This window comes from Sandarakinorhabdus sp. AAP62 (genome assembly GCF_000331225.1).
Taxonomy (GTDB): Bacteria; Pseudomonadota; Alphaproteobacteria; order Sphingomonadales; family Sphingomonadaceae; genus Sandarakinorhabdus.
The window spans coordinates 1-24,519 of the sequence record NZ_ANFY01000004.1 but is presented as its reverse complement, the minus strand read 5'-3'; the positions used below and the strand labels follow the sequence as shown (position 1 = coordinate 24,519).

At 65.1% G+C, this 24,519-nt stretch carries 22 protein-coding genes; 15 read left to right on the top strand and 7 right to left on the bottom strand.

The window, feature by feature from the left end:
• Positions 1–19: 19 nt before the first annotated feature.
• The gene (mutM, locus tag D619_RS0103450) at positions 20–859 is read right to left on the bottom strand and encodes a bifunctional DNA-formamidopyrimidine glycosylase/DNA-(apurinic or apyrimidinic site) lyase (protein ID WP_017667172.1); all 840 of its coding nucleotides are present in this window, start codon (positions 857–859) and stop codon (positions 20–22) included.
• Positions 860–930: 71 nt separating this feature from the next.
• Between mutM and D619_RS0103445 the strand changes: the two genes are divergently transcribed.
• From D619_RS0103445 to D619_RS0103420, 6 genes are all read left to right on the top strand, one after another.
• Complete coding sequence (locus D619_RS0103445; protein WP_017667171.1) at positions 931–1,662, top strand: class I SAM-dependent methyltransferase; 732 nt, start codon at positions 931–933, stop codon at positions 1,660–1,662.
• A gap of 1 nt (position 1,663) precedes the next feature.
• A complete protein-coding gene (locus D619_RS0103440; RefSeq protein ID WP_017667170.1) occupies positions 1,664–3,202 on the top strand; it encodes an AarF/UbiB family protein in 1,539 nt (512 codons plus the stop codon).
• A 52-nt stretch (positions 3,203–3,254) separates the two neighbouring features.
• Positions 3,255–3,485, top strand: a complete 231-nt coding sequence (purS, locus tag D619_RS0103435; RefSeq protein WP_026090671.1) for a phosphoribosylformylglycinamidine synthase subunit PurS — start codon at positions 3,255–3,257, stop codon at positions 3,483–3,485.
• A complete protein-coding gene (gene purQ / locus D619_RS0103430; RefSeq protein WP_017667168.1) occupies positions 3,482–4,147 on the top strand; it encodes a phosphoribosylformylglycinamidine synthase subunit PurQ in 666 nt (221 codons plus the stop codon). Before purS ends, purQ begins: the two co-directional genes overlap by 4 nt.
• A gap of 226 nt (positions 4,148–4,373) precedes the next feature.
• Positions 4,374–5,297, top strand: coding sequence for an MBL fold metallo-hydrolase (locus D619_RS0103425; protein WP_017667167.1), 924 nt, complete (start codon positions 4,374–4,376; stop codon positions 5,295–5,297).
• Positions 5,298–5,577: 280 nt separating this feature from the next.
• Entirely contained in the window at positions 5,578–5,859 is a 282-nt protein-coding gene (locus tag D619_RS0103420) for a hypothetical protein (protein WP_017667166.1), read from the top strand.
• 32 nt (positions 5,860–5,891) lie between these two features.
• Here D619_RS0103420 and D619_RS0103415 read toward each other — a convergent pair whose 3' ends face one another.
• Positions 5,892–6,674, bottom strand: coding sequence for a queuosine precursor transporter (locus tag D619_RS0103415; RefSeq protein WP_152417278.1), 783 nt, complete (start codon positions 6,672–6,674; stop codon positions 5,892–5,894).
• A 95-nt stretch (positions 6,675–6,769) separates the two neighbouring features.
• Between D619_RS0103415 and D619_RS0103410 the strand changes: the two genes are divergently transcribed.
• Positions 6,770–8,050, top strand: coding sequence for a hypothetical protein (locus D619_RS0103410; protein ID WP_017667164.1), 1,281 nt, complete (start codon positions 6,770–6,772; stop codon positions 8,048–8,050).
• A gap of 116 nt (positions 8,051–8,166) precedes the next feature.
• Positions 8,167–9,381 (top strand): NF038122 family metalloprotease, encoded by a 1,215-nt coding sequence (locus tag D619_RS18000; protein WP_017667163.1) that lies wholly within the window; start codon positions 8,167–8,169, stop codon positions 9,379–9,381.
• 67 nt (positions 9,382–9,448) lie between these two features.
• Here D619_RS18000 and hemN read toward each other — a convergent pair whose 3' ends face one another.
• Positions 9,449–10,756, bottom strand: a complete 1,308-nt coding sequence (hemN, locus tag D619_RS0103400) for an oxygen-independent coproporphyrinogen III oxidase (RefSeq protein ID WP_017667162.1) — start codon at positions 10,754–10,756, stop codon at positions 9,449–9,451.
• 334 nt (positions 10,757–11,090) lie between these two features.
• Positions 11,091–12,422 carry an NAD(P)/FAD-dependent oxidoreductase gene (locus D619_RS0103395; RefSeq protein ID WP_017667161.1) on the bottom strand — a complete coding sequence of 444 codons (1,332 nt, stop codon included), beginning with the start codon at positions 12,420–12,422 and terminating at the stop codon, positions 11,091–11,093.
• A gap of 276 nt (positions 12,423–12,698) precedes the next feature.
• Between D619_RS0103395 and D619_RS0103385 the strand changes: the two genes are divergently transcribed.
• From D619_RS0103385 to D619_RS0103375, 3 genes are all read left to right on the top strand, one after another.
• The gene (locus D619_RS0103385) at positions 12,699–13,583 is read left to right on the top strand and encodes a TSUP family transporter (RefSeq protein ID WP_017667159.1); all 885 of its coding nucleotides are present in this window, start codon (positions 12,699–12,701) and stop codon (positions 13,581–13,583) included.
• A 32-nt stretch (positions 13,584–13,615) separates the two neighbouring features.
• Complete coding sequence (gene purL, locus D619_RS0103380; RefSeq protein ID WP_017667158.1) at positions 13,616–15,820, top strand: phosphoribosylformylglycinamidine synthase subunit PurL; 2,205 nt, start codon at positions 13,616–13,618, stop codon at positions 15,818–15,820.
• A 186-nt stretch (positions 15,821–16,006) separates the two neighbouring features.
• The gene (locus D619_RS0103375; RefSeq protein ID WP_020480376.1) at positions 16,007–16,363 is read left to right on the top strand and encodes a DUF4112 domain-containing protein; all 357 of its coding nucleotides are present in this window, start codon (positions 16,007–16,009) and stop codon (positions 16,361–16,363) included.
• Here D619_RS0103375 and nadC read toward each other — a convergent pair whose 3' ends face one another.
• Genes nadC through D619_RS0103360 form a run of 3 tightly spaced genes read right to left on the bottom strand, consistent with a single transcriptional unit; the run spans position 16,364 to position 19,060 of the window.
• A complete protein-coding gene (gene nadC / locus D619_RS0103370; RefSeq protein WP_033372884.1) occupies positions 16,364–17,218 on the bottom strand; it encodes a carboxylating nicotinate-nucleotide diphosphorylase in 855 nt (284 codons plus the stop codon). It lies immediately after the preceding gene.
• Positions 17,187–18,179 (bottom strand): quinolinate synthase NadA, encoded by a 993-nt coding sequence (nadA, locus tag D619_RS0103365; protein ID WP_017667155.1) that lies wholly within the window; start codon positions 18,177–18,179, stop codon positions 17,187–17,189. The genes nadC and nadA overlap by 32 nt, the downstream gene beginning before the upstream one ends.
• Positions 18,179–19,060: an MBL fold metallo-hydrolase gene (locus D619_RS0103360; protein ID WP_017667154.1), complete on the bottom strand. Its 882-nt coding sequence runs from the start codon at positions 19,058–19,060 to the stop codon at positions 18,179–18,181. The genes nadA and D619_RS0103360 overlap by 1 nt, the downstream gene beginning before the upstream one ends.
• 108 nt (positions 19,061–19,168) lie before the next feature.
• Between D619_RS0103360 and D619_RS0103355 the strand changes: the two genes are divergently transcribed.
• The 4 genes from D619_RS0103355 (at position 19,169) to D619_RS0103340 (ending at position 24,391) form a co-directional block, all read left to right on the top strand.
• Entirely contained in the window at positions 19,169–20,404 is a 1,236-nt protein-coding gene (locus tag D619_RS0103355) for an FAD-dependent oxidoreductase (protein WP_017667153.1), read from the top strand.
• Positions 20,405–20,417: 13 nt separating this feature from the next.
• Positions 20,418–21,536, top strand: a complete 1,119-nt coding sequence (locus D619_RS0103350; protein WP_017667152.1) for a histidinol-phosphate transaminase — start codon at positions 20,418–20,420, stop codon at positions 21,534–21,536.
• Positions 21,537–21,614: 78 nt separating this feature from the next.
• Positions 21,615–23,252 (top strand): choline dehydrogenase, encoded by a 1,638-nt coding sequence (locus tag D619_RS0103345; RefSeq protein ID WP_017667151.1) that lies wholly within the window; start codon positions 21,615–21,617, stop codon positions 23,250–23,252.
• A complete protein-coding gene (locus D619_RS0103340; RefSeq protein WP_017667150.1) occupies positions 23,249–24,391 on the top strand; it encodes an epoxide hydrolase family protein in 1,143 nt (380 codons plus the stop codon). Before D619_RS0103345 ends, D619_RS0103340 begins: the two co-directional genes overlap by 4 nt.
• The last annotated feature ends 128 nt before the right edge of the window (positions 24,392–24,519 follow it).

Below are 24,519 nucleotides of genomic sequence, written 5' to 3'. Positions count from 1 at the left end.
AGCGAGGCCTCGCCTGCGGTCAAGTCTTTCGGCGTGGACCTGCCTTTGGCTGGCATGCAGGACAGAAGAAACTGGAGCGGCCAGATTGGACAATGCGTTCGACAGGAGTGGCACACACCATGCAGCCACTCCCATCCCGGCCGTAGACAGCAAAATCCTTCTGGAAATAGCCGAGCGTGCCATCAGGGGCCGCGTGGTCGCGCAAGGTGGAGCCGCCCGCCGCGATCGCCTCTTCCAGAACGGCCGGGATGGCGCTCTGCAGCCGTTTCAGCTGCGCCGCCGTTACCTGCCCACCTGGCATTTCGGGGTGAATGCCGGCTCGGAACAAGGCTTCGCAAACATAGATATTGCCCAGGCCGGCAATCAATCGCTGATCGAGCAGGATCGCCTTGGCCGGCGCCAACCGGTCGCCAAAGATGCGTTTGAGGAGCGCGGGGCCATAATCGGGCCCGAGCGGTTCGGGGCCGATGCCGGCGAGCAGCGGGTGGGCCGCCGCGGCTTCTGTTGCGACCAGATCAAGGCTGCCGAACCGCCGCGCGTCGTTGAACGCCACCACGCGGCCATTGGCGGTTTCGAATACGACATGATCGTGCTTTTCCCGTTCGTCGGGATCAACCCGCATCCGACCCGACATGCCGAGGTGGATGATCAGCGTGTCGCCGCGATCGGTTTCCACCAGCCCATATTTGGCGCGCCGGCCCAGCCGCACGACGGTTGCTCCAGTGAGCCGCTGGCCCAGCGCTTCGGGCAGTGGCCGGCGCAAATCGGGGCGATGGGCGACAACACGGGTGAAGCGCTGGCCTTCCCACACCGGGGTCAGGCCACGCATCACGGTTTCGACTTCGGGCAATTCAGGCATCCCCGCGACATAGGCGGCGTTTGCATGGCCGCCAAGCCTCGGCTAAGCCGCGCCCACAAGAAGGACAGACGATGACCGACACCGTCAGCTTTGGCTATGAACAGGTTGCCCCCGAGGAAAAGACCCGCCGGGTGGGCGAAGTCTTCCGTTCGGTGGCCAAGCGCTATGACATCATGAACGATCTGATGTCGGCGGGCATGCACCGGCTGTGGAAGGATGATTTCGTCCGCCGCGTGAACCCGCGCCCTGGTGAGGATATTCTCGACATGGCCGGCGGCACCGGCGATATTGCTTTCCGCATTGAGAAATCCGGTGCCAACATCACCGTGGCCGACATCAACCCCGCCATGCTGGAAGTCGGCATGGAGCGCGCCGCCGAACAGGGGCTGACCAGCCTGATCTGGCGCGAGGAAAATGCCGAAACTCTGAGTTTTCCAAGCTTTAGCTTTGATGCCTACACGATTGCCTTTGGCATCCGGAACGTCACCGATATTCCCGCCGCCCTGAAGGAAGCCCACCGCGTGCTGCGCTTTGGCGGGCGTTTCTTCTGCCTCGAATTTTCCACGACGACCTGGCCGGGCTTTGCCGAAGTCTATGATGTCTATTCGGAAAAGCTGGTGCCGCGCATCGGCGAGATGGTGGCCAAGGATGGCGATTCCTATCGCTATCTGATCGAATCGATCCGCCGCTTTCCCACCATGCCGGACTTTGCCGCGATGATCAGCGCGGCTGGCTTCACCCAGGTGCGCTACACGCCGATCCTGGGCGGCGCGGTGGCCATCCATTCGGGATGGAAGGTCTGAGTTGATCGCCATCGTCCACCTGTGGCGGCTGTTGAAATGGGGCCGGCGGCTGGCGCGCAGTGGCGGTCTGCGTCCGTTTGAGGACCGGCGGCTGCCGTTTGCTGTACGCCTGCTGGCGAAAGTCGCGCGTTTCGGTACCGGCGCCCCCACAACCCCGGATTTCGCTGCCGGCTTGGCCGCCGTTGGCCCGGCCGCCATCAAATTGGGCCAGGCGCTCGCCACCCGCCCCGATCTGATCGGGCTGGAAGCCGCCACCGATCTGGCCCGCCTGCAGGACGCCGTGCCACCAGCCCCGTTCAGCCAGATCGAGCCTGTCCTGAACGCGGCCTATGGCGGTGACTGGAAAAGCCGCTTTACCAAAATCGACCCGGTGGCCGTCGCCGCTGCCTCCATCGCGCAAGTCCACAAGGGCGTCACCAGCGATGGCCGCACGGTCGCCATCAAGCTGCTGCGGCCCGGCATCGAGGCCGACGTGACAGCGGCGCTCGCCACCTATGAATGGGGCGCCGGCCATCTCGAAACGCTGGGCGGCGAATTTGCCCGGCTGCGGCCACGCGCCGTCATCGCCACCTTCAAAAGCTGGATCGAAGCCGAACTCGATCTGCGCCGCGAAGCCGCCAACGCCTCGGAACTGGGCGAAACGCTGGCGGGCGAACCCGATTTCGTCGTGCCCGGCGTGGACTGGCAACGCTCCACCCGCCGCATCCTGGTGATCGACTGGATCGACGGCGTGAAAGTGTCGGACCGGGCGGCGCTGGCGGCGCTGGATATCGATCGCGCCAGGCTGGGCCGCGTGCTGGTCAACGGCTTCCTCGCCCAGGCCATTGCCAAGGGCTTCTTCCACGCCGATCTGCACCAGGGCAATCTGTTCGTCATCCCGCCGGACGAGCGCTGCGATCATGCCCGCATCGGTGTCATCGATTTCGGCATCATGGGCCGCATCAACCGCCGCGCCCGCCTCTATCTGGCCGAAATCCTGCACGGCCTCGTCACCGGCAATTATGCTCGCGTCGCCGAAATCCATTTCGAGGCCGGCTATGTGCCGCCGCACCACAACCCGGCCGCCTTTGCCACCGCCCTGCGCGCCGTGGGCGAACCCATCCGCGGCCGCCAGGCGAAAGACATCGCCATCACCGATCTGCTCGAAGGCCTGTTCTCCATCACCCGCAGTTTCGACATGCCGGTGCAGCCGCACCTCTTGCTGCTGCAGAAAACCATGGTGATGGTGGAAGGCGTGGCGCTCACCATCGATCCGCATGTGAACATGTGGGAAGTGGCCGAGCCCTATGTGCGCGACTGGGTGCGCGACGAAATGGGACCGGAAGCCGTGATCGCCGATCGGCTGGTGCTCAATGCCCGCGCGCTCAGCCAGTTGCCGCGCATCTTCCGCCAGTGGATCGCCGAAAATCCCATGCCCGGCGCCGCGCCGCCGCAGCCGCCGCTGCCGCCGCTGCCGGAAAAGCGCGCGGGCGGCTGGTCCACGCCTTGGCTGCTGCTGGCGGCCGGGCTGGGGGCAGCGGCCGTCGTGCTGCTGGGGTAATTCCACCCCTCCCCGCTTGCACCCGCAGCCCGTTCGGCCTATGGCCGCGCCCATGAAAGTCACCGTCACCGTCACCCTGAAAAATGGCGTGCTCGACCCGCAGGGCCGGGCCATTGAATCGGCCCTGAAGGGGCTGGGTTTCGACGGGGTCGGCGACGTCCGCGCCGGCAAGATCATCGAGCTGGAACTGGCCGAAGGCACCTCCCGCGAAACCGTCGAAGCCATGGCCCGCCAGCTGCTCGCCAACACAGTGATCGAGAATTTCCGGATCGAAATGCCGTGAAGGCCGCGGTCATCGTCTTCCCCGGTTCCAACTGCGATCGGGATCTGGCCGATGCCATCACCAAGGTGACCGGCACCGCGCCCCAGATGGTTTGGCACGCCGAAACCACCCTGCCGGAAGGCCTTGATTTCATCGGCATCCCCGGCGGCTTTTCCTATGGCGATTATCTGCGCTCCGGCGCCATGGCCGCCCGCTCCCACGTCATGCAGGCCGTCGTCCAGGCCGCTGGCGAAGGCCGCACCGTGCTCGGCATCTGCAATGGCTTCCAGGTGCTCACCGAAACCGGCCTGCTGCCCGGCGCCCTGATGCGCAACGCCGGCTTGGGCTTCGTCTGCCGCGACGTGCGCCTCGAAGTCGCCAACAGCCAGTCCATCTTCACCAGCCGCTATGCGCAGGGCGAAACCGTCACCATCCCCGTCGCCCACCACGACGGCAATTATTTCGCCGACGAAGACACGCTGAACCGCCTTGAAGGCGAAGGCCGCGTCGCCTTCCGCTACGCCGAAGCAGTGAACGGCTCGGCCCGCGCCATCGCCGGCATCCTCAACGATGCCGGCAACGTGCTCGGCATGATGCCCCACCCGGAACGCCTGATCGAAGCCGCCCAGGGCGGCACCGATGGGCGGCGGCTGTTCGAGGCTGTGCAGGCGGCGCTGGGCTGAAGTTCAAGGAAGAGTGATACCTCCGGCGGGCAGGGGTGACCCCTGCACCCGTTTGATTTTGCGCGGCCTCAAACCATTTAGCCTGCGCCAGCATGACGCGCGATTATTGAGCAGGGCCGCCCGACAACAGACGGGTGCAGGGTCTGCGACCCTGCCCGCCGGAGGCACACTAATTTCTTGCCTCCCATTGCGCCCTCCCCCAACCTGCCAATGGGGAGGCAGCAACATGCACACGCGCCGACAATTGATCGCCATGGCCGCCGGCGCCGCATTGGTGCCGCGACGTCTCGCCGCCCAGCCCGTGCCCGATCAGCTGGTGCTGCTCGGCACCGGTGGCGGGCCGACTCCCAAGGCGCTCAGGGCGGCGCCGGCGATGGCATTGATGATTGGCGGGCAGTTGCACATCATTGATGCCGGCAATGGCGTGGCGCGGCAGGCGGCGTTGGCGGGGTTGCCGCTGAAGAACCTGGCGCATGTGTGGATCACGCATCTGCACAATGATCATGTGGCCGATGCCTTCACCCTGCCGTGGCTGGCGTGGAGTGGGGCGCTGACCACGCCGGTGACGGTGCATGGGCCCAGGGGCATGAAGCAGATGGCGCGGGATTGGCTGCGCTTTGCGCGGGTGGATATCGAGACGCGCATGGCCGATGAGGGCCGCCCGGATTTGCGCAAGATGATCAGCGTGGCCGAGGTGCAGCCGGGGGTGCAGCTGGATGCGGGTGGCCTGAAGGTGGCGGCGGCGCGGGTGGAGCATCCGCCGTTGTTCGACAGTTTCGCCTACCGGTTCGACTGGGCGGGCAAATCGGTGGTGTGGTCTGGCGACACGCGGCCGTGCCAGGCGTTGATCGATCTGGCGCAGGGGGCGGATTATCTGGTGCAGGAAGTGATGTATCTGCCGGCGATGGAGCGGTTGATCCAAGCCGAATCCAACGCGCCGAGCTTGCGCGCGCATCTGCTGGCCAGCCACACGCTGGCGGAGCAGGCCGGCGAGATTGCGGCGGCGGCCGGGGTAAAGACGCTGGTGCTCAGCCATTTCGTGCCGGGCGGCGATGCCAGCGTGACCGATGAAATGTGGCGCGATTCGGCCGCGCGGGCGTTTTCGGGATCAATCGTCGTTGGCCGCGATCTGATGCGCCTGGCGCTCTGAACGCCCTTGCGTTGGCAAAGTCCGCTGCACTGCTGAAAATCACCTCCGATTCAGTGGCATACCGCCGGCAAGTGCATCCATTCCGGCGTAACCGCTGCCGCCGAGAATCCAGAATATTTTGCAATATCAGATATTTGCATCTTAACGGCCAGGAAGCACATTCTCGATATCCATAGAAAATTAACTCTAAAGTTATTTTTTCGATTGAATGGGGCCCCAGCAAACGGTAGATATTGCGCTCGCAGTCACTCGATCGAGGCGCTGCGGGGGAGACTGCATCATGCCCATTCAGGCTTTTCATGGCGAAACCCTGCCCGGCTCGGCTCTGGCCCACAGCAACGCCATGCTGCCGGCAATGCCGCAGATTCACCCCAATATGCTGTTGACTGGGCTGGGCCGAATCGGCCTCGCCATCGTCACCGCGCCGCTCTGGCTGGCGATGGTGCTCTTTGCTGCCGTCATGCTGGTGGTGATGCTGGTCACCGAGCCGCTGTTGATGGCTGTTGATGCCGTGCGCCCGGGCCAACCCGTCCGCCGCTGGCGTACGCGCGTCCTGCGTTGAAACCCGGCTGAGAATCCCGGCTGATTGCAGCGCTAAACCCGTGTCTTGAACGGGGTGAAATCCGTGCCCGCGTCGAACACGTCCAGACCTTCCACAGCCTTGAACCACGCCACCACCCGATAGGTAACGGGCGTCAGCAGCGCTTCCCACAAGACTTTCAGCGCATAGTTGGTGGCCATCACGCTGAACACCAGCGCCGGTTCCCAGATGCCCCAGAACGCCAGCGGATAGAAGATCAGGCTGTCCACCCCCTGCCCCACCACGGTTGAACCGATGGTCCGCGTCCACAACATGCGGCCGCCGGTGAGCAATTTCAGCCTCGCCAGCACGAAGGCATTGGCCATTTCCCCCGCCCAGAAGGCGAGGATGGAGGCGAGGAAGATACGCGGCACCTGGCCGAATATCTCGGCCAGCGCCGCCTGGCCCTGCCACGTGGGATCTGGCGGCAGCGACACGACGACAAAGCTCATGGTGGCGGCAAACAACGACGCGGCAAAGCCGACCCACACAACCCGCCGGGCCCGGGCATAGCCATAGACTTCGGTGAGCACGTCGCCGAGCACATAGGACAGCGGGAAGAACAAGATGCCAGCGCCGAAGGTGACCGTGCCCCAGATCGGCACGTCGATCTGCGCCGGCTTGCTGGCGCCAATAAGGTTGGAGCAGATCAGGATGACGGCAAAGGCCGCCATGCAGAAATCATAATAGCGCAGCTGGCGACCGGCGAGCGCTTCGGCCGCGACGGCGCGCACGCCCGCCGGTTCATGGGCGGCGGCTTCGGCCAGAAGGTCTTGCGTTTCGCGATCGATCGACATGCGCTGCACCATACAGGCTGCGGTGGCAGACGGAAGGTGCCGGATGACGCAGCAATTTTGTTCTCTTTTTGTTCTCTTTGTGGTAGAGACTCTGCATGGCTGATTCGCTGCCCCAGTCGCCTCCGCTCCGTTGGCTCTATCTCGATCTCAACAGCTACTTCGCCAGCGTTGAGCAGCAGTTGAATCCGGCGCTGCGGGGCCGGCCGGTGGTGGTGGCGCCGGTGGCAACCGACAGCACCAGCGCGATCGCGGCGAGCTATGAGGCGAAGGCCTATGGCATCCGCACCGGCACCAGGATCTGGCAGGCGAAAGCCATGTGCCGCGATCTGGTCGTGGTGCCGGGCCGCCACGACGAATATGTGCGCTTTCACCATCAGGTGATCGCGGAAGTGAACCGGCACGTGCCGGTCACCAAGGTCTGCTCCATCGACGAAGTGGCATGCTGCCTGATGGACAATGAGAACAGCCCGGCTTCGGTCGCCGCCCTCGCAACGGCGATCAAGGCCGGGCTGGCCGCCAATGTAGGTGAATGCCTCACCGCCTCCATTGGCGTCGCTTCCAACCGGCTGCTGGCAAAGATGGCAGCCGACATGCAGAAGCCCGACGGGCTGACCATCCTGACCGAGGATGTGCGCCGCGCCCGGCTGGAGGCGCTTCAGCTGTCGGACATTCCCGGCGTGGGCCGCGCCATGGAAAAGCGGCTGGCGGCCGCCGGGCTGGTGACGATGGCGCAGCTATTTGCCATGAGCCCGGCTCAGGCCCGCCTGGCCTGGGGCAGCGTCTGGGGGGAGCGTTTGCACCGTCAGTTGCATGGCCATGAAGTGGCCGATCTCGATACCCAGCAGCACAGTATTGGCCACAGCCATGTGCTTGGTCCCGAAAAGCGGCCGCTGCCGGTGGCACGGCTGGTGGCGCGGCGGCTGGTGATGAAGGCCGGCACCCGCCTGCGCCGCGCCGAACGCCGGGCAGGCTGGCTGGGATTGATGGTGAAAGGCGAAACGCGCGGCAGCAAGTGGAAGGCCGGCCTGAAGCTGCCCCAGGTGATGGATTCGATCAGCCTGGTGGAAGCGATGGAGCGGCTGTGGGCCCGGATGGCAGCCGAGTTTCCGCACCGCCGCCTGCTGCAGGTGGGGGTGGTGCTGGCCGACCTGACGTCCGCCCATGCGGCGCAGGCCGATCTGTTCGATAATGATGCGCTGCTGTGCGCCCGCACCGATGGGCGCCGGCTGGCGCTCTCCCAGGCGATGGACCGGATGAACCAGCGCTTTGGCCGGGATGCCGTGACGCTGGGCCATCACGAAGGCGGCGCCACGCGGTCGCGCGGGCCGGCGATTGCTTTCACGCGAATCCCGGAATTGGCCGAATTCGACGAATGACGCACAAGGGGCCACAAACATGACCAAAAAAGTAAAATTTATATGAATTTTACGCTTGTCGACAGAACGCTTTCTCCCTAACTCACCCTAAGTGTTTGGAGTACAGGGGGTTTCTAATGTTGTATCGTATCATCGCCATGGCCGCCATGGCAACGTCTGTCGCCGCTCAGGCTCAGCATGTTCACACCATCACCTGCGGTCACCAATTTGTGGAAGACCAGGGCGTACTCACCGTTGGCTCGCTTGTCGCCAACGCAGCCAGCCAGTCGACGCCGCAAAAGATGACCTTCATCTTGAACGATCTGGGCGGCGTGGGTGCGGGCACCCAGGCGCGTGCAGGCTTTGAAATGGCCGCCAACATGTGGTCACGGGTGCTCAAGGACCCGATCACCATTCGCCTCGACGTGCGCTTTGCCGCTCTGGGTCCGAACATCCTGGGATCCACCGGTTCAACAACCAATACCGTGGACTATGCTGGTCTGCGCGGCCTGCTGGCTTCCGACGCGTCCTCCACTTGGGATGCCAAGGCTGTTGGCTCATTGCAGACCGGCCCGCTGTCGTTCGTGAGCAACGAACCGCCGACGACCGGCGCCATAGATGCGCGCTTGCGCTTCCTCGACAACAACAACAGCTTCGACAACAACAACATCCAGATCAACACCGCGCAGGTGAAGGCACTTGGCCTGAACCCGCTTTATAACGCCACCACCAATCCGCTTGGCCGCGACGGGTCGGTGTCGTTCAGCACATTGTTCAATTGGGACTTTGACCCGACTGACGGCATCACGCCGGGCACCATCGATTTCGTCGGCGTGGCCGCGCACGAAATCGGCCACGCGCTGGGCTTCCGTTCCGGGGTCGATCTGGCCGATGCCAATGCCTTGCCAAACCGGCAGGCGCCCAACGGCGCGCGCGGCCTGAACAACCTGGGCTGGGGCACGGTGCACGATCTGCAGCGCTATGGCAGCTTCGGCGGCCAGACGGCGCTGGACTGGTCGATCGGCGGCAACCCCTGCTTCTCGGTCAATGCCGGCAAGAGCTGCCTTGCGCTGCTGTCAACCGGTGCGTTCAATGGTGACGGCCGCCAGGCCAGCCACTGGAAGGACGATATCATCACCGGCAACCTGCCGCTGGGGATCATGGATCCGACCGCGACCGGCCCGGGTGGCACCCGCCCGTTCATGCAGATCTCGCGTTTCGATCTGATCGCGTTCGATACCATGGGCTATGATCTGGGTGTGCCGGAACCGTCGACGTGGGCGATGTTGATCGCCGGCTTCGGCCTCACAGGTGCCGCGATGCGTCGGCGCCGCCGCACGGTCGCTGCCTGAATCACCTGAAGTCCGACAATGGGCGCGGCTGCCGGCAACGGCGGCCGCGCTTGTTTTTTGCCGGCTCCTACACAGAAGTTGAATGACGCCTTGCTGCGTGCTGGTGGGCATCGAAGGCCGACGCGATCAGCCTGGCATAGGGCCAGCCATCAGGCGTGAGCGCCACGTGCCGGCCATGCAGCTGCACCAATCCGCGCGCGGCATGTTTGGCAAGGCTGGGCAGCGCATCGACCATCGGTTCCGGCACATCCACCCGGCCGTCACACAGCAGCCGGGCAATCATGTCACTGCGCTGGGCGTCATCGTCCGTCACCGCCACACCGCGCCCGCCGGCCAGACGCCCGCCATTCACCGCGGCTTCCCATTGGCCCAGATGTTTTTCGTTCTGGACGATCAGGCCGGGGAACTGGCTGATGGCGGTGGCACCCAGACCGATCAGCGCGACACCCGCCTGCGTGGCATAGCCCTGAAAGTTGCGGATCATCTCACCCGAAGCCGCAGCCTGCGCCAGGCTGTCGTGGGGCTTCGCAAAATGATCGAAGCCGATGGCGGCATAGCCGGCGGCGGTGAACAGCCGGTGCGCCACCGTGCTCATGGCAAAACGTGCCGCCAGGCCCGGCAGATCAAGATCGGAGATCATCCGCTGCCGCGCAATCGCCGATGGCATATGGGCATAGCCGAACACGGCGACGCGATCAGGCCGCAACAGCAACGCCTGTTCGATGGTCTCGGTGAGATCAACGACACTCTGGCCGGGCAGGCCGTACATCAGATCGAAATTGATGGCGCTGATACCGGCAGCCCGGAACTGCTCCACCGCGCTCATGATGGTATCGAAAGACTGCAGCCGGTTGATCAGTTTCTGCACGTGCGGCGCAAAGGTCTGCACGCCCAGGCTGATGCGATTGACGCCCGCCGCGGCCAGCACAGCGGCATCGCCGGGCTGGATGGCGCGCGGATCAAGCTCCATGGCGATTTCGCACATATCCGCCATATCGAAATGGCCGCGCAGCGCGGCGATGATGCGGGCCAGCACCGGTGCCGCCAGCGCATTGGGGCTGCCGCCGCCGAACTGCACGGAAATCACGCGGCCTTTCATCCGGCCGGACACCGTGGCGATTTCGGCCAGAAGCGCCTTTTCATAACGGCGCAGCCGATCGCCCGCCGCCACCCCGGTGTTGCAGCCGCAATACCAGCAGATCTGCCGGCAGAATGGCACATGGAGATAGAGCGATACCGGCGCGCCCGCAGGGATGGCGACCAGCGCTCGCGCCTGATCAGCCGCGCCAACGCCCTCGTGAAACTGCGCTGCCGTCGGGTAGCTGGTGTAGCGCGGCACCGGCAGCGCAGCGAGATCGGGATGGAAAGTGGCCATGGCGGGACTGTATGGCCGCGATGGCTGCGCCGGCGTTGATCTGGATCAAGTGCGTGGCTGCCTGCAGAGGAAAGAAGGCAGCCTCCGGCGGGCAGGGACTCGTCCCTGCGCCCGTCTGCTTTGAGGCGATTCCTCTCCCGAAAGCGCATGTCATGCTGGCGCAGGCCAGCATCCACGGTGGTGCCAGGGTTACAGCGGTTGCCCGAGACGCCATGATGGATGCTGGCCTGCGCCAGCATGACACGCACGTGGCGACAACAGGCCAACCCAACAAAAGCGTGCAGAGGCCTCACCCCTGCCCGCCGGAGGCCCCCTTCTCTGCCTCTTCAACCGCTCAATGCAGCTTCAGCTTCGGTCGCACCACCTGGTTCACATGGCCCATCACGATCAGGAACAGGCCTTTCAGCCAGCCGTGAATGGCGATCAGGTGCAGGCGGTAGAGCGAGGTATAGACGAACCGCGCCAGCCGGCCTTCGATGGCCATCTTGCCGCCAACCAGATTGCCCATCAGGCTGCCCACGGTGGAATAGCGCGCGAGATTCACGAGCGCGCCCTTGTCCTGATAGACGAAGGGTTTCAGCGGTTTGCCTTTCAGCGTGGCCTTGATGTTGGCAAACACCGTCTGCGCCATCTGGTGCGCGGCCTGGGCGCGCGGCGGAATCGGGCGCGCTTCCCCGGGCGGCGTGTAGCTGGCGCAATCACCGATGGCGAAGATGTGGTCGTCCAGCGTCGTCTGCAGCGTGTCGCGCACCAGCAACTGGTTGGTGCGGGTGGTTTCCAGCCCGCCAATGCCCGACAGGAAATCGGCACCCTTCACGCCGGCCGCCCACACCTTGATGTCGGCCGGGATGATGGTGCCATCCTTGACCGTGATCGCATCTGCGGTGGCGGCGGTGACCTGCGTGTTCGGCAGCACCTTCACACCCAGATTTTCCAGTTCGGCATGTGCGGCAGCCGCCAGTTTTTCCGGCAGCATCGGCAGGATGCGCGGCCCGGCTTCGAGCAGGGTGACCTGCAGGCGCAGGCGATCAAACACTTCAAGGCCATAGAAGCCCAGCGCATCGGCAGCGGAATAAAGCTCGGCCGCGAGTTCGACGCCGGTCGCACCGCCGCCAACGATCACCACTTTCACCGTGGCATCGCTGCCGGCATCGGCGACCATCGCGCGCGAAACGCGCAGGCACTGGTTGAGCAATTTGCGGCGGAAACGATCGGCATCGTTGCGGGTTTCCAGCGCGAGGCAATGATCCTTCACGCCCGGGATGCCGAAATCGTTGGAAATGCTGCCCACCGCCAGCACGAGGAAATCGTAGCGGATGCGGTGGCGGCCGATCACTTCGCTGCCATCTTCATCGATGATCGGCGCAATGACGATCTGCCTGGCCTCGCGGTCGATCGCTTCCAGCGCGCCATCGAAATAGCGATAGCCCCAGCGATAGGCGTGGCCGCGATAGCCAACTTCGTCCAGATTGGCATCAAGGCTGCCGGCGGCGACTTCGTGCAGCAGCGGCTTCCAGATATGGGTGGGGTTGCGATCGACCAGGATGATGTCGAAATCATCGCGCGGAAAATGCGCGCCCAGCCGGGTGACAAGCTCCAGCCCGCCGGCCCCGCCGCCAACGACGACGATCTGCGTTTTCTTTCCGTCTGCGCGCGTGCGTGGCATGGCCGCCCTTCAAGCTGTTGCACTGCCCCTTAGCCGCCTCGGACGATGAGCGGAAGCGGGCAAGCAACGCAATCGGTGGCGAAGTGCGGCCAGAGCGCGATGGCGCAGGCGCAACTCGCGGATTTGGCGATCGTCGATGATGTCGAGCGCGCCCGCGCCGCTGCTGTCCAGCGAAGTTGCGATGCGCGCGCGACAATTGTGCGCCCGCCACGCTTGACGGCGGCCAGATGGATGGCCTTGGGTGGCATGGCGTGAAGTCGGGTGGGGGATGTTGTGATGCTGATGGTGCTGCTGGGCCTGCTGCTGCTGTTTGCAGGCGGCAACGCCATCGTGATGGTGCGGGCAGCGATCGCGCAGCGGGCGTGGCCACGGGCCGAAGCGGCCGTGCTGGGCGCGGTGGTGAATTTCCTCGACACGCTGGGCATCGGTTCGATGGCGCCCACCATGGCCTGGTTCAAGTTCCGCAAGATGGTGCCCGATCAACTGATCCCGCACACGATGATTGCCGGCTTGACGTTGCCCACGGTGGTGGAAGGGCTGATCTTCCTGCAGCTGCTTGGCGTGTCGGTCGATCCGGTGCTGCTGATCGGCTGTATCCTGGCGCTGCTGGCCGGTGGCTGGTGCGGCATCCCGCTGGTGTCGCGCGCGCGGCTGTGGGTGGTGCAGGCGCTGGTGGCGGCGGCGCTGCTGCTGGCGGCCACCTTCTACATCCTCTCCAATCTCGATCTGATGCCACTGGGCGGCACGGCGAGCAGCCTGCCGCCGGGGCTGACGATCGTGGCCATCCTCATGAACTTCGGCTTTGGCGTGCTGCTCAATTTTGGCGTGGGCAATTATGCGCCCACGCTGGCGCTGCTCAGCCTGATGGGGCTGGATCCGCGCCTGTGCTTTCCGATCATGGCGGCCGGCGCCTCCTTCACCGGGGCGGTGATCGGCGGGCGCCAGATGCACGACGGCAAGATTGATCTGCGGATTGCCGGGGCCATGGTGCTGGCCGGCATCCCGGCGGTGCTGGTGGCGGCGCTGGTGGTCAAATCGTTGCCACTGGTGTCCCTGCGCTGGCTGGTGAGCGTGGTGATCATCTACACCGGGATCGTGATGCTGCGCGCGGCGGCGGCAAGCCGGCGGGCCGAACGCGAAAATGCAGCTGCTGGTGCATGACAAAGCCGCTGCCGCAGGCTATGCGCGCCGCTATGAGCATCACCCCCGACATCGTTGCCGCCCACGGTTTCACGCCAGAGGAATATGCCCGCGTGCTGGGCGCGATGGGGCGGGAACCCAACCTGCTGGAACTCGGTATTTTTTCGGTGATGTGGTCGGAGCATTGCTCCTACAAGTCCTCGCGCCTGCACCTCGCCAAGCTGCCGACCAAGGCACCCTGGGTGATTCAGGGGCCGGGCGAGAATGCCGGCGTGATCGACATCGGCGACGGCGACGCTGCCATCTTCAAGATGGAGAGCCACAATCACCCGAGCTATATCGAGCCCTATCAGGGCGCGGCCACCGGTGTGGGCGGCATCCTGCGCGACGTGTTCACCATGGGCGCGCGGCCCGTCGCCAACATGAACGCGCTGCGTTTCGGCGACATTGATGCCCCCAGGATGCGCCACCTGGTGAAGGGCGTCGTTGGCGGCATCGGCGGTTATGGCAATTGCGTCGGCGTGCCGACGGTGGGCGGCGAGACGATCTTCCACCCCAGCTACAACGGCAACATCATCGTCAACGCGATGACCGTGGGCCTGGCGAAGGCCGACAAGATTTTCTATTCGGCTGCCGCCGGTGTGGGCAATCCGGTCGTCTATGTCGGCTCCAAGACCGGGCGCGATGGCATCCACGGTGCCACCATGGCCAGCGCCGAGTTCGACGAGAACAGCGATGAAAAGCGCCCCACCGTGCAGGTTGGCGACCCGTTCACCGAAAAATTGCTGATCGAAGCCTGTCTGGAACTGATGGCATCGGATGCGATCGTCGCCATTCAGGACATGGGCGCCGCTGGCCTGACCAGCAGCAGCGTGGAAATGGCGTCGAAGGGCGGCGTGGGCATCCGTCTCGATCTGGACAAGGTGCCGTGCCGCGAGACCGGAATGACGCCCTATGAAATGATGCTGTCCGAATCCCAGGAACGGATGCTGATGGTGCTGAAGCCGGGCCGCGAGGATTTCGCAGCTGCGATCTTCCGCAAATGGGAACTGGATTTCGCCGTGATCGGCGAAGTGGTTGAAGGCGGCGATCTGATCATGACCTTCCACGGCGAGACCGTGGGCCGCATCCCGCTCGATCCGCTGGCCGATGCCGCGCCGAAATATGACCGGCCGCATGTGCCCACGCCCAAGCGCGCGCCGCTGGCCGATGTGCCGATGGGCACCGATATCGTCGGCGATCTGAAAACACTGCTGGGCAGCGCCGATCTCTGCTCGCGGCGGTGGATCTGGGAACAATATGACCACATGGTGGGCGCCGACACCGTGCAGCGCCCGGGCGGCGACGCCGCCGTGGTGCGGGTGCACGGCACGAAGAAGGCGCTGGCGATCGCCACCGATTGCACGCCGCGCTATTGCTTTGCCGATCCGCACGAGGGCGGCAAGCAGGCGGTGGCGGAGACCTGGCGCAACATCATCGCGGTGGGCGGCAAGCCGCTGGCCATCACCAACTGCCTGAACTTCGCCAGCCCGCAGAATCCGGTGATCATGGGGCAGCTGGTCGGCTGCATCGAAGGCATCGCCGAAGCCTGCCGGGCGCTGGATTACCCGGTCGTTTCGGGCAACGTCTCCCTCTACAACGAGAGCAGGGCAACGGGTGGTGGCAACGCCATCCTGCCGACGCCCGCGATTGGCGGCGTGGGCCTGCTGGCCGATTACGAGAAGCAGATGGATCTGGCCTTCAAGGCCGCGGGCGAGACGGTGATCCTGCTGTGCCACAGTGACGGCCATGTTGGCCAATCGCTGTGGCTGCGCGAAGTGCATGGCCGCGAGGATGGCCCGCCACCGCCGGTTGACCTGGCGGCCGAACGCCGGGCTGGTGAGCTGGTCAGTGCGCTGATTGCCGCCGGCATGGTGAGCGCCGTGCATGATGTGAGCGACGGCGGGGCCGCGGTCGCGCTCGCAGAAATGGCGCTGGCCAGCGGCATCGGCATGACGATGACCATCGTGCCGCAGATCGCCAACCCGGCAGCGACGCTGTTTGGCGAAGACCAGGGCCGCTATATCGTCAGCACCAGCGATGCCGCCGCGGTGATGGCGCAAGCGCGCAGCGCAGGCGTGAACCCGGTGCCGATCGGTGTGACCGGCGGCAGCGACCTGGTGTTCGATCTGCCCGGGCGTGGCGGCGAGCAGCGTGTGGCCCTGGCCGAACTGCGCACAATCCACGAAACGCGGCTGCCGGCGATGCTGAACGGCTGATTGCCGCGCTGCTGTAACAAGGCGATGGTCTGCTCGGGCATTCAGAAGCCGGCGCACGAATCATGGGCATGCGCGGGAAGCAGTGAGCCGCTCTTGCAATTCCGGTGGCCGGGGCCAGATTCTCATCTGTCGCGGCTCCCGGCCGCCGGAGTTTCCCCTGAATTGATCAACCATGCCTCTGCCCCTGTGTCGATTACTGGCCTGAGCCCGCGTGACCGCACCCGCGCCCGGATCGTGGCGCTGGAGCATGTGCTTGAGGGCCTGGTCAAAGTGCCGCTCATCGGGCGCCGGATCGGTCTTGATGCGATCATCGGACTGGCGCCCGGGCTCGGCGATGCCGCGACTGCCGCGCTTGGCCTCTATCTGATCTGGGAAGCCCGCAATCTCGGCGCGTCGCGCGGCACGTTGCTGCGCATGCTGGCCAATGTCGGCGTGGATACGGCGATCGGCAGCGTGCCGATTGCCGGCGACCTGTTCGACCTGTTCTTCCGGTCCAACAGCCGCAACCTGAAACTGGTCAAGCGGCTGCTCGACCAGCGCTGATCAGGCGAAATCCAGGCCGATATCGGCGGCCGGCGCACTCTGGGTGATGCGGCCAACGCTGATGAAGGTGACACCGGTTTCGGCAATGCCGCGGATCGTGTCGAGCCGGACACCGCCCGAGGCTTCGGTGGGCACCCGGCCGGCGATCAGGGCAACGGCCGCCTTCAGCGTGGGCACATCCATGTTGTCGAGCAGCAGGCGATCGGCTCCGGCAGCCAGCGCCGGTTCGATCTGATCGATGCGGTCCACTTCCACCACCACCCCCTGCAGGCCGGCGGCCTTGGCGGCGCGCACGGCCGGTTCCACGCCGCCCGCCACGGCGATGTGATTGTCCTTGATCATCACGCCATCATCCAGCCGCATGCGGTGGTTGGTGGCGCCGCCCATCCGCGTCGCATATTTTTCCAGCGCGCGCAGGCCCGGCAGGGTCTTGCGCGTGTCCAGCAGCACGGCGCCGGTGCCGGCGATGGCATCGACATATTGCCGCGTCATGGTGGCGATGCCGGTGAGATGCTGCACCGTGTTGAGCGCCGAGCGTTCGGCGGTGAGCAGGGCACGCGCATTGCCTTCGATGCGCATCAGATCGGTGCCGGCCGGCACCGCATCGCCATCGCTGGCGAGCAGGGTGATGGTGCAGCCCGGATCGAGCGCCCGGAAGAACGCGGCCGCCAGCGGCAGGCCCGCCACCACGATGGGGTCGCGGCTGTCCATCACTGCCGTCAGCCGTGCATTAGCCGGGATGACGGCAGCGGACGTGATGTCACCGCCCTGCCCCATATCCTCGGCCAGGGTAGCGGCGACAAAGGCTTCGATGTCGAACCCGTCAATCACCGCGCACCGGCACCGGCGAGACATTGCCGGCCATTTCCAGCATGCGATCAAGGCTGCGCTTGGCCTTCACCCGCACGTCTTCGTCCAACTCGATCTGCGGCTTCAGATCGCGCAGGGACAGATAGAGTTTCTGCATCGTGTTGAGCGCCATGTAGGGGCACATGTTGCAGCCACAGTTGCCGTCAGCACCCGGCGCGCCGATGAAATTCTTGTGCGGGGCCGCCTTCTGCATCTGGTGGATGATATTGGGCTCGGTCGCCACGATGATGGTGGGTTCGGGCGAATTCAGCGCATAGTTCAGGATGCCGCTGGTCGCGCCGACATAATGCGCCAGATCAAGGATCGCTGCCGGGCATTCGGGGTGAGCGAGCACCGGCGCGGCGGGATACTGGGCCTTCAGCTTGAGCAATTCGGTCACCGAGAATTTCTCGTGCACCATGCAGGTGCCATCCCACAACAGCATGTCGCGGCCGGTCTTGCGGTTGAGCCAGGCGCCCAGATGCTTGTCGGGCGCGAACAGGATCTTCTGATCGGCCGGCAGCTGGTTGATGATCTTTTCCGCCGACGAGGAGGTGACGATGATGTCGCTCTCCGCCTTCACCGCCGCCGAACAGTTGATGTAGGTGAGGCTGATGTGATCCGGGTGGGCGCGGCGGAATTTCGCGAAGGCTTCCGGCGGGCAGCTGTCTTCCAGGCTGCAGCCGGCCTTCAGATCGGGCAGCACCACGGTCTTCTGCGGGGAAAGGATCTTGGCCACTTCGGCCATGAACTTGACGCCACAGAAGGCGATCACATCGGCATCGGTTGCCGCGGCCTTCTTCGACAGATCAAGGCTGTCGCCGACATAATCGGCAATGTCCTGGATTTCCGGATCCTGATAATAATGCGCCAGGATGACGGCGTTGCGCTCCTTTTTCAGGCGCAGGATTTCGGCCTTCAGATCGATGGCCGGGCCGCTGCCGAGCGGGTTCAATCGCGCGTCCATCACGCCTCTCCTTGGGTCTGCCAGTGGTCCCCAGCGCGGATCACCTTGCCGCGCCGTTCCAGATCAATCAGATGCGCCAGCACGCTGCGGCCGGCGGCCGGGTGCAGGCGCTTGTCCACCATGGCATACATGGCCGCCACCATCTGCGGAATGCTGGTGAGGCCTTCGCCAATCGCGCGCAGCACCTGCGTTTCGCGCTGGCGGCGATGGCCAAGCAGATGCTTCACGAAACGCTGCGGATCGGTCACCGCCTCGCCGTGGGTGGGGTGATAGATAACATCATCACGGGCCATCAGCTTTTCGAGGCTCGCCATGTAATCGGCCATGTCGCCATCGGGCGGCGCGACCACGGTGGTGCTCCAGCCCATGACATGGTCACCCGTGAACAGCGCCTTCTCCTCGGCAAGGGCAAAGCACAGGTGATTGCTGGTGTGGCCGGGGGTGGCAACGGCGGTGAGCGTCCAGCCGGGGCCCGCCACGCTTTCGCCATCGGCAAGCACGCGATCGGGCGCGTAGGTCGCATCGAACCCGGCATCAGCACGCGGGCCATCGTCGCTCAATACCAGCGGCGCACAACCCACGATGCTGGCACCGGTGGCTGCCTTCAGCGCTGGCGCGGCGGGCGAATGATCCATGTGGGTGTGGGTGATGACGATGTGGCTCACCGTCTCGCCGGCCAGCGCATCGATCAGCGCGCGGATGTGCGCCGGATCATCCGGGCCGGGATCGATCACCGCGACCGTGCCTTGCCCCACGACGAATGTGCCCGTGCCGGTGAAGGTGAAGGGCGACGGATTCTTCGCCAGCAGCCGGCGCACCAGCAGCGAGCGTGGCTGCAGATGCCCATAGGCGGCGCTGTCAGGGTGGCTGGCGAGATCCATGTTTCCCATGTGGCAGCGCCGCCGCGCGATGTGAAGGGCGGATAAGCAACAACCCGGCTTGGCAAGGCCGCGCTGTTGCCGCATGCCACGTGGAAACGGGAGGAAATCATGCAATTCGACGTGGTCATCGTGGGCGGCGGGCATGGCGGCGCAGCACAGGCGGCGCAGTTGCGGCAGAAGGGCTTCACCGGCAGCCTGGCCATCATCACCGCCGAACCGGAACTGCCCTACGAACGCCCGCCGCTCTCCAAGGAATATCTGGCCGGCGAGAAGAGTTTCGAGCGCATGCTGCTGCGTCCACCGGCCTTCTGGGCGGAGCGCAGTGTCGAGGTGTTGACGGCCACGCGCGTCGCGGCGGTGGATGCAGCGGCGCACACGCTGGCAACGACGGCGGGAGAGATCGGCTATGGCCAATTGGTGTGGGCAGCGGGCGGTGACCCGCGCAAGCTGAACTGCCCCGGCCATGAACTGCCCGGCCTGCACGCCATCCGCACCCGCGCCGATGTCGATGCGCTGAAGGCCGATCTGCGCCCCGAATCACGGGTTCTGGTGGTGGGCGGCGGCTATATCGGGCTGGAATCCGCCGCGGTGCTGCGCAAGCTGGGCCATGAGGTGACCGTGATCGAGGCCATGGACCGCGTGCTGGCGAGGGTGGCCGGGCCGGAACTTTCCGCCTTTTATGAAGCCGAACATCGCGCCCACGGGGTGGAGATCGTGACTGGCGCCGGGCTGGCCAGTCTGGCCGCCGTCGGCGACGCCAGGCTTGCCACGCTGACGGACGGGCGGCAGATCGTGGCCGATGTGGTGATCGTCGGCATCGGCATCGTGCCCGCCGTGGAACCATTGCTGGCGGCCGGTGCGAGGGGCGGCGCTATTGGAAGTCCTGGGGGCGTCTGGGTGGATGATCACTGCCGCACCAGCCTGGCCGACGTGTTTGCGATCGGTGATTGCGCGTTGCACGCAAACGCCTTTGCCGGCGGCGCCGAAATCAGGCTGGAATCGGTGCAGAATGCGGCCGACATGGCCATCACGGTGGCCCGCGTCATCACTGGCGATCCCGCGCCCTATCACGCGGTGCCGTGGTTCTGGTCGAACCAATATGATCTGCGGCTGCAAACCATGGGCCTGAGCATCGGCCACGACCAGACGGTGCTGCGCGGCGATCCGGCCACGCACAGTTTCAGCCTGATTTATCTGAAGGCCGGCAAGGTGATTGCGCTGGACTGCGTCAACGCCGCGCGCGACTATGTGCAGGGCAAGGCCTTGGTGGAAAAGGGCGTTGCGGTGCCGACAGCAGCGCTGGCCGATACCGAAACGCTGCTGAAGACCTGGCATCCGACCTGAGGGGGAGACGGCAATGGCAATTTCGCGGCGGGGCTGGCTGGGGCTGGCCGGCGTGGCAAGCGCGGCAGCCGCTTCGCGGGCCAGTGCCATCACCATCCGCACCGCCGATCCGACGGGCTTTGCACCGGCGCCGGGCATTGCGCACCTGAAGTATAATGAAAATCCGTTGGGACCGCCGGCTTCGGCACTGCAGGCCATGGCTGATCTTGCCCGCCAGGCCTGGTATTATGCCGATGACGCCGAAGCGCGGCTGGCGGCGATGATCGGCAGCCGCCTTGGGGTGCCGGCCACGCAAATTGTGCTTGGCCACGGCAGTTCGGAAGTCATCACCAGTGCGGCGCTGGCGTGGGGCAAGCGCGGCACCATCCTGCTGCCGGCGCTGCAATTTGATGAGCCCTTGCTCTATCCGATGGCCCAGGGGCTGAACTATCGCCGGGTGGCGATGGCGCCAGATCTGGGCATTGATCTGGGCGCGCTGGCCCGCGCTGCCGCTGCTCCAGACGTGGCGATGGTGTATCTGTGCAATCCCAACAACCCGACCGGCATGATGCTGAAGGCAGCGGATCTGGTGGCGTTCGCCAAGGCGCTGCCGCCGCGCGTTACCCTGCTGGTGGATGAAGCCTATATGGAACTGGCCGACGATCCGTCGGGTTCGACCATGCTGCCGCTGGTCCGGGCCGGCGCCAATGTCATCGTCACCCGCACCTTTTCCAAATTGTTCGGCATGGCTGGCCTGCGCATCGGCTATGCTGTCGCCGCGCCCGCCAATGCCGCCGAACTGAAGCGACACCGCGTCACCATCAGCCTGAATGCGCCCGGCCTCGCCGCTGCCATCGCCGCCTGGGATGACAACGCTTTCCAGACACAGAGCCGCGCCGCCATCACGGCCGCACGCCGGGTGTTGCAGGCCGGTGTCGCCAGGGCCGGCACCATTGCCCTGCCCAGCCAGACCAATTTCCTGTTCGTGAAAGTGGCCGATGCCAACCGCTTTGCCACCGCCATGGCCCAACGCGGCATATTGGTGCGCGGCGCGTGGGGGCCGGCCTGGCCCGAATGGTCGCGCGTGTCGACCGGGCGCATGGCCGATGTCGAACGCTATGCCGCCGCGCTGCCGGAGTTGATCAAGGCCTGACCCGCCCTCCCCAAGCTGGCGGTTTGCGCGCGTCCGGCAAGGCGAGTAGCTTGAGCAAAATCTGATAGGGGATGGTGCGTGACCGAGGCGTTTGATTTCATCATCGTGGGTGCAGGTTCAGCCGGGTGCGCTCTGGCCAATCGCCTGTCGGCCGATCCCGGCACGCGGGTGGCACTGCTGGAAGCCGGCGGCAATGACAACAACATGCTGATCCAGATGCCGGCTGGCATCGCCCAGATCATCCCGCCGGAAAAGCCCAGCCCTTATGATTGGGGTTTCTGGACAGAGCCGCAGGCGCATCTGGGCGGCCGCCCGCTCTATTGGCCGCGTGGGCGGGCACTGGGCGGTTCGTCGTCAATCAACGGCATGGTCTATATCCGCGGCCACGCCAGCGATTATGACCGCTGGAGCCAATTGGGCCTGACCGGCTGGGGCTGGGCCGATGTGCTGCCCTATTTCCGCAAGGCCGAGGATTCGGAACGCGGCAGCGATGATTTCCATGGGAGCGGCGGCCCGCTGCACACCAGCCGCAAGGGCGCCCTGCCCAATCCGCTGAACGCGGCCTTTGTCGAATCGGCGGTGCAGGCCGGTTACAAGCGCACCGACGATTTCAACGGGCCGCAGTTTGAAGGCGTTGGCCAATATGACGCGACCATCAAGGATGGCGAGCGTTTCTCTGCCGCCAAGGCCTACCTGACGCCCGAAGTGCGCAAGCGGCCCAATCTGCAGATCATCACCGGCGTGCAGGCGCGGCGCGTACTGCTGGAAGGCAAGCGCGCGGTGGGCGTGGAATATGCACAGGGCGCGTCGGTGCAATCCGCGATGGGCCGGGAAATCATCCTGTGCGGCGGCGCCGTGAACAGCCCGCAATTGCTGATGCTGTCCGGCATTGGCCCGGCGGCGCATCTGCGGCAATTCGGCGTCGACGTGGTGGCCGACAGCCCGGATGTCGGCGGCAATCTGCAGGATCATCTGGATGTGATCGTGCAATGGCATTGCAGCCAGCCGGTGACGCTCAACAATAATTCGAAGTTCATCAACAAGATGATGGCGCTGGGCAAATGGGTGTTCACCCGCAGCGGCAACGGCGCCCATATGCCAACGCCGATGGGGGCGTTCCTCTCCACCCGCGAAGGCCTGGCCGCGCCCGATATCCAGATGCACTTCATGCCGGTGCGCGGCAATCCGCATGGCCGCGGCACGATGGATGGCCGGCATGGCTACCAGCTGCACGTCTGCCAACTGCGCCCGGAAAGCCGCGGCACCATCCGGCTGAAATCGGCAGACCCGCTGGCACCGCCGGCAATTGATCCGAATTATCTTTCGGCGCCAGAAGATGTCGAAACGCTGGTGCGCGGTGTCGAAATGGCACGCGAAATCGGCCGACAGTCAGCATTTGCGCCATATAATGATGGTGAAGCCTGGCCGGGCCGGGATGTGACCGACAGGACGGCGCTGTTGGAGAAGATGCGTGGTTGGGCTGAAACCATCTATCACCCGGTCGGCACCTGCCGGATGGGCGTGGATGAACACGCCGTGGTTGATGGCCAGTTGCGCGTGAACGGCGTCGAAGGCCTGCGCGTCATCGATGCCAGCGTGATGCCGTTCCTGGTGTCGGGCAACACCAACGCTCCGACCATCATGATCGCTGAAAAGGCCGCCGACATCATCGCGGCCCGCACCAGGCTGGAACGCAAGCTGGGGCTGGCGGCATGAGCAGCACGCCCTTCACCATCCCGGTGAACGAGGCCGAGTCCGCCTGGATCCGCGACCGTGTCGCGGCCTACCGCTGGTTTGAAGAGCCGCCGAACGCCGGCTGGCGGCACGGTGCCAACCGCGACTATCTGCAGCGCCTGCAGGCGCACTGGCTGAACAGCTACGATTGGGCCGGCACGGTGGCGCATCTCAATCGGTTGCCGCATGTGCGGGTGCCGGTGGGGGAAGACGGCGGCCAGCCCTTCCATCTCCACTGCGTGCATCTGCGCTCCAGCCGGCCCAATGCGCGGCCACTGCTGATTGCGCATGGCTGGCCGGGATCGATCCTGGAATTCGATGCGATCATGGAGCGCCTGGCCGAACCGGAAGATCCGGCGGCGCCCGCCTTCCATGTCGTGGCGCCATCGCTGCCCGGCTATGCCTGGTCGGACCGGCCTTCAGCACCGATCGGCCCGCGCGAGGTAGCCCGCCGCTATGATACGCTGATGGGCGCGCTGGGTTATGATCGCTTCCTCTATCAGGGCGGCGATTGGGGCTGCGTGATCGGCGGCTGGATGGGGCTTGATTCACGTCGGGTCGAAGCCATCCACCTCAACGGCTATGGCCTGCGCAGCGCCGACATGACACCGAAGACGGCGGATGAAATGGCCTGGATGCAAAAGGCGGTCGCCATGCGCGAAACCGAAACCGCCTATCTGCAACTGCAGGGCACCAAGCCGCAAAGCCTGGCCTTTGCCATGATGGATTCGCCGATGGGGGTGGCCGCCTGGTTTGCCGAAAAATTCGTCGGCTGGTCGGATGTGGCCGGCGACTATACCGATCCGCCGTTCACGATGGACCAGATGCTCACCAACATCATGATCTATCTGAGCACGCGCAGCTTTCTCACCGCGACCTGGATCTATCGTGGGCTGTTCCTGGAAGGCGGCTTTGCAATGCCGGCGGATCGGCGCGTCGAGGTGCCTGTTGGCGTGGCAGCCTTCCCGCGCGATCTGCTGGCCTTTCCGCCACGATCGATGGTGGAACGCGGCTATAATGTCGCCCACTGGACGACCATGCCGCGCGGCGGCCATTTCGCCAGCCTTGAGGAGCCCGAGCTGTTCCTGGCCGATCTCAGGGCCTTTGTCGCCGGCCTGTGAGCATGGCTGACCCGATTTGGGAAATTTCGCCGGGGCTGACCGCGTATCCCGAAGCGCTGGATCGCATGCAGTCGATCGCAGCCGGCATTCGCGCCGGCCGCGAATCGGAACGGATATGGCTGGGGGGG

What these genes read in the sequence shown, in the direction of transcription:
- purS (WP_026090671.1), top strand. Translation starts at nt 3,255, where the DNA reads ATGAAAGTCACCGTCACCGTCACCCTGAAAAATGGCGTGCTCGACCCG.
- mutM (WP_017667172.1), bottom strand. Translation starts at nt 859, where the DNA reads ATGCCTGAATTGCCCGAAGTCGAAACCGTGATGCGTGGCCTGACCCCG.
- D619_RS0103385 (WP_017667159.1), top strand. Translation starts at nt 12,699, where the DNA reads ATGCTGATGGTGCTGCTGGGCCTGCTGCTGCTGTTTGCAGGCGGCAAC.
- D619_RS0103420 (WP_017667166.1), top strand. Translation starts at nt 5,578, where the DNA reads ATGCCCATTCAGGCTTTTCATGGCGAAACCCTGCCCGGCTCGGCTCTG.
- purL (WP_017667158.1), top strand. Translation starts at nt 13,616, where the DNA reads ATGAGCATCACCCCCGACATCGTTGCCGCCCACGGTTTCACGCCAGAG.
- D619_RS18000 (WP_017667163.1), top strand. Translation starts at nt 8,167, where the DNA reads ATGTTGTATCGTATCATCGCCATGGCCGCCATGGCAACGTCTGTCGCC.
- D619_RS0103360 (WP_017667154.1), bottom strand. Translation starts at nt 19,060, where the DNA reads ATGGATCTCGCCAGCCACCCTGACAGCGCCGCCTATGGGCATCTGCAG.
- D619_RS0103355 (WP_017667153.1), top strand. Translation starts at nt 19,169, where the DNA reads ATGCAATTCGACGTGGTCATCGTGGGCGGCGGGCATGGCGGCGCAGCA.
- D619_RS0103425 (WP_017667167.1), top strand. Translation starts at nt 4,374, where the DNA reads ATGCACACGCGCCGACAATTGATCGCCATGGCCGCCGGCGCCGCATTG.
- D619_RS0103340 (WP_017667150.1), top strand. Translation starts at nt 23,249, where the DNA reads ATGAGCAGCACGCCCTTCACCATCCCGGTGAACGAGGCCGAGTCCGCC.
- nadA (WP_017667155.1), bottom strand. Translation starts at nt 18,179, where the DNA reads ATGGACGCGCGATTGAACCCGCTCGGCAGCGGCCCGGCCATCGATCTG.
- D619_RS0103395 (WP_017667161.1), bottom strand. Translation starts at nt 12,422, where the DNA reads ATGCCACGCACGCGCGCAGACGGAAAGAAAACGCAGATCGTCGTCGTT.
- nadC (WP_033372884.1), bottom strand. Translation starts at nt 17,218, where the DNA reads ATGTCTCGCCGGTGCCGGTGCGCGGTGATTGACGGGTTCGACATCGAA.
- hemN (WP_017667162.1), bottom strand. Translation starts at nt 10,756, where the DNA reads ATGGCCACTTTCCATCCCGATCTCGCTGCGCTGCCGGTGCCGCGCTAC.
- D619_RS0103415 (WP_152417278.1), bottom strand. Translation starts at nt 6,674, where the DNA reads ATGTCGATCGATCGCGAAACGCAAGACCTTCTGGCCGAAGCCGCCGCC.
- D619_RS0103410 (WP_017667164.1), top strand. Translation starts at nt 6,770, where the DNA reads ATGGCTGATTCGCTGCCCCAGTCGCCTCCGCTCCGTTGGCTCTATCTC.
- D619_RS0103350 (WP_017667152.1), top strand. Translation starts at nt 20,418, where the DNA reads ATGGCAATTTCGCGGCGGGGCTGGCTGGGGCTGGCCGGCGTGGCAAGC.
- D619_RS0103445 (WP_017667171.1), top strand. Translation starts at nt 931, where the DNA reads ATGACCGACACCGTCAGCTTTGGCTATGAACAGGTTGCCCCCGAGGAA.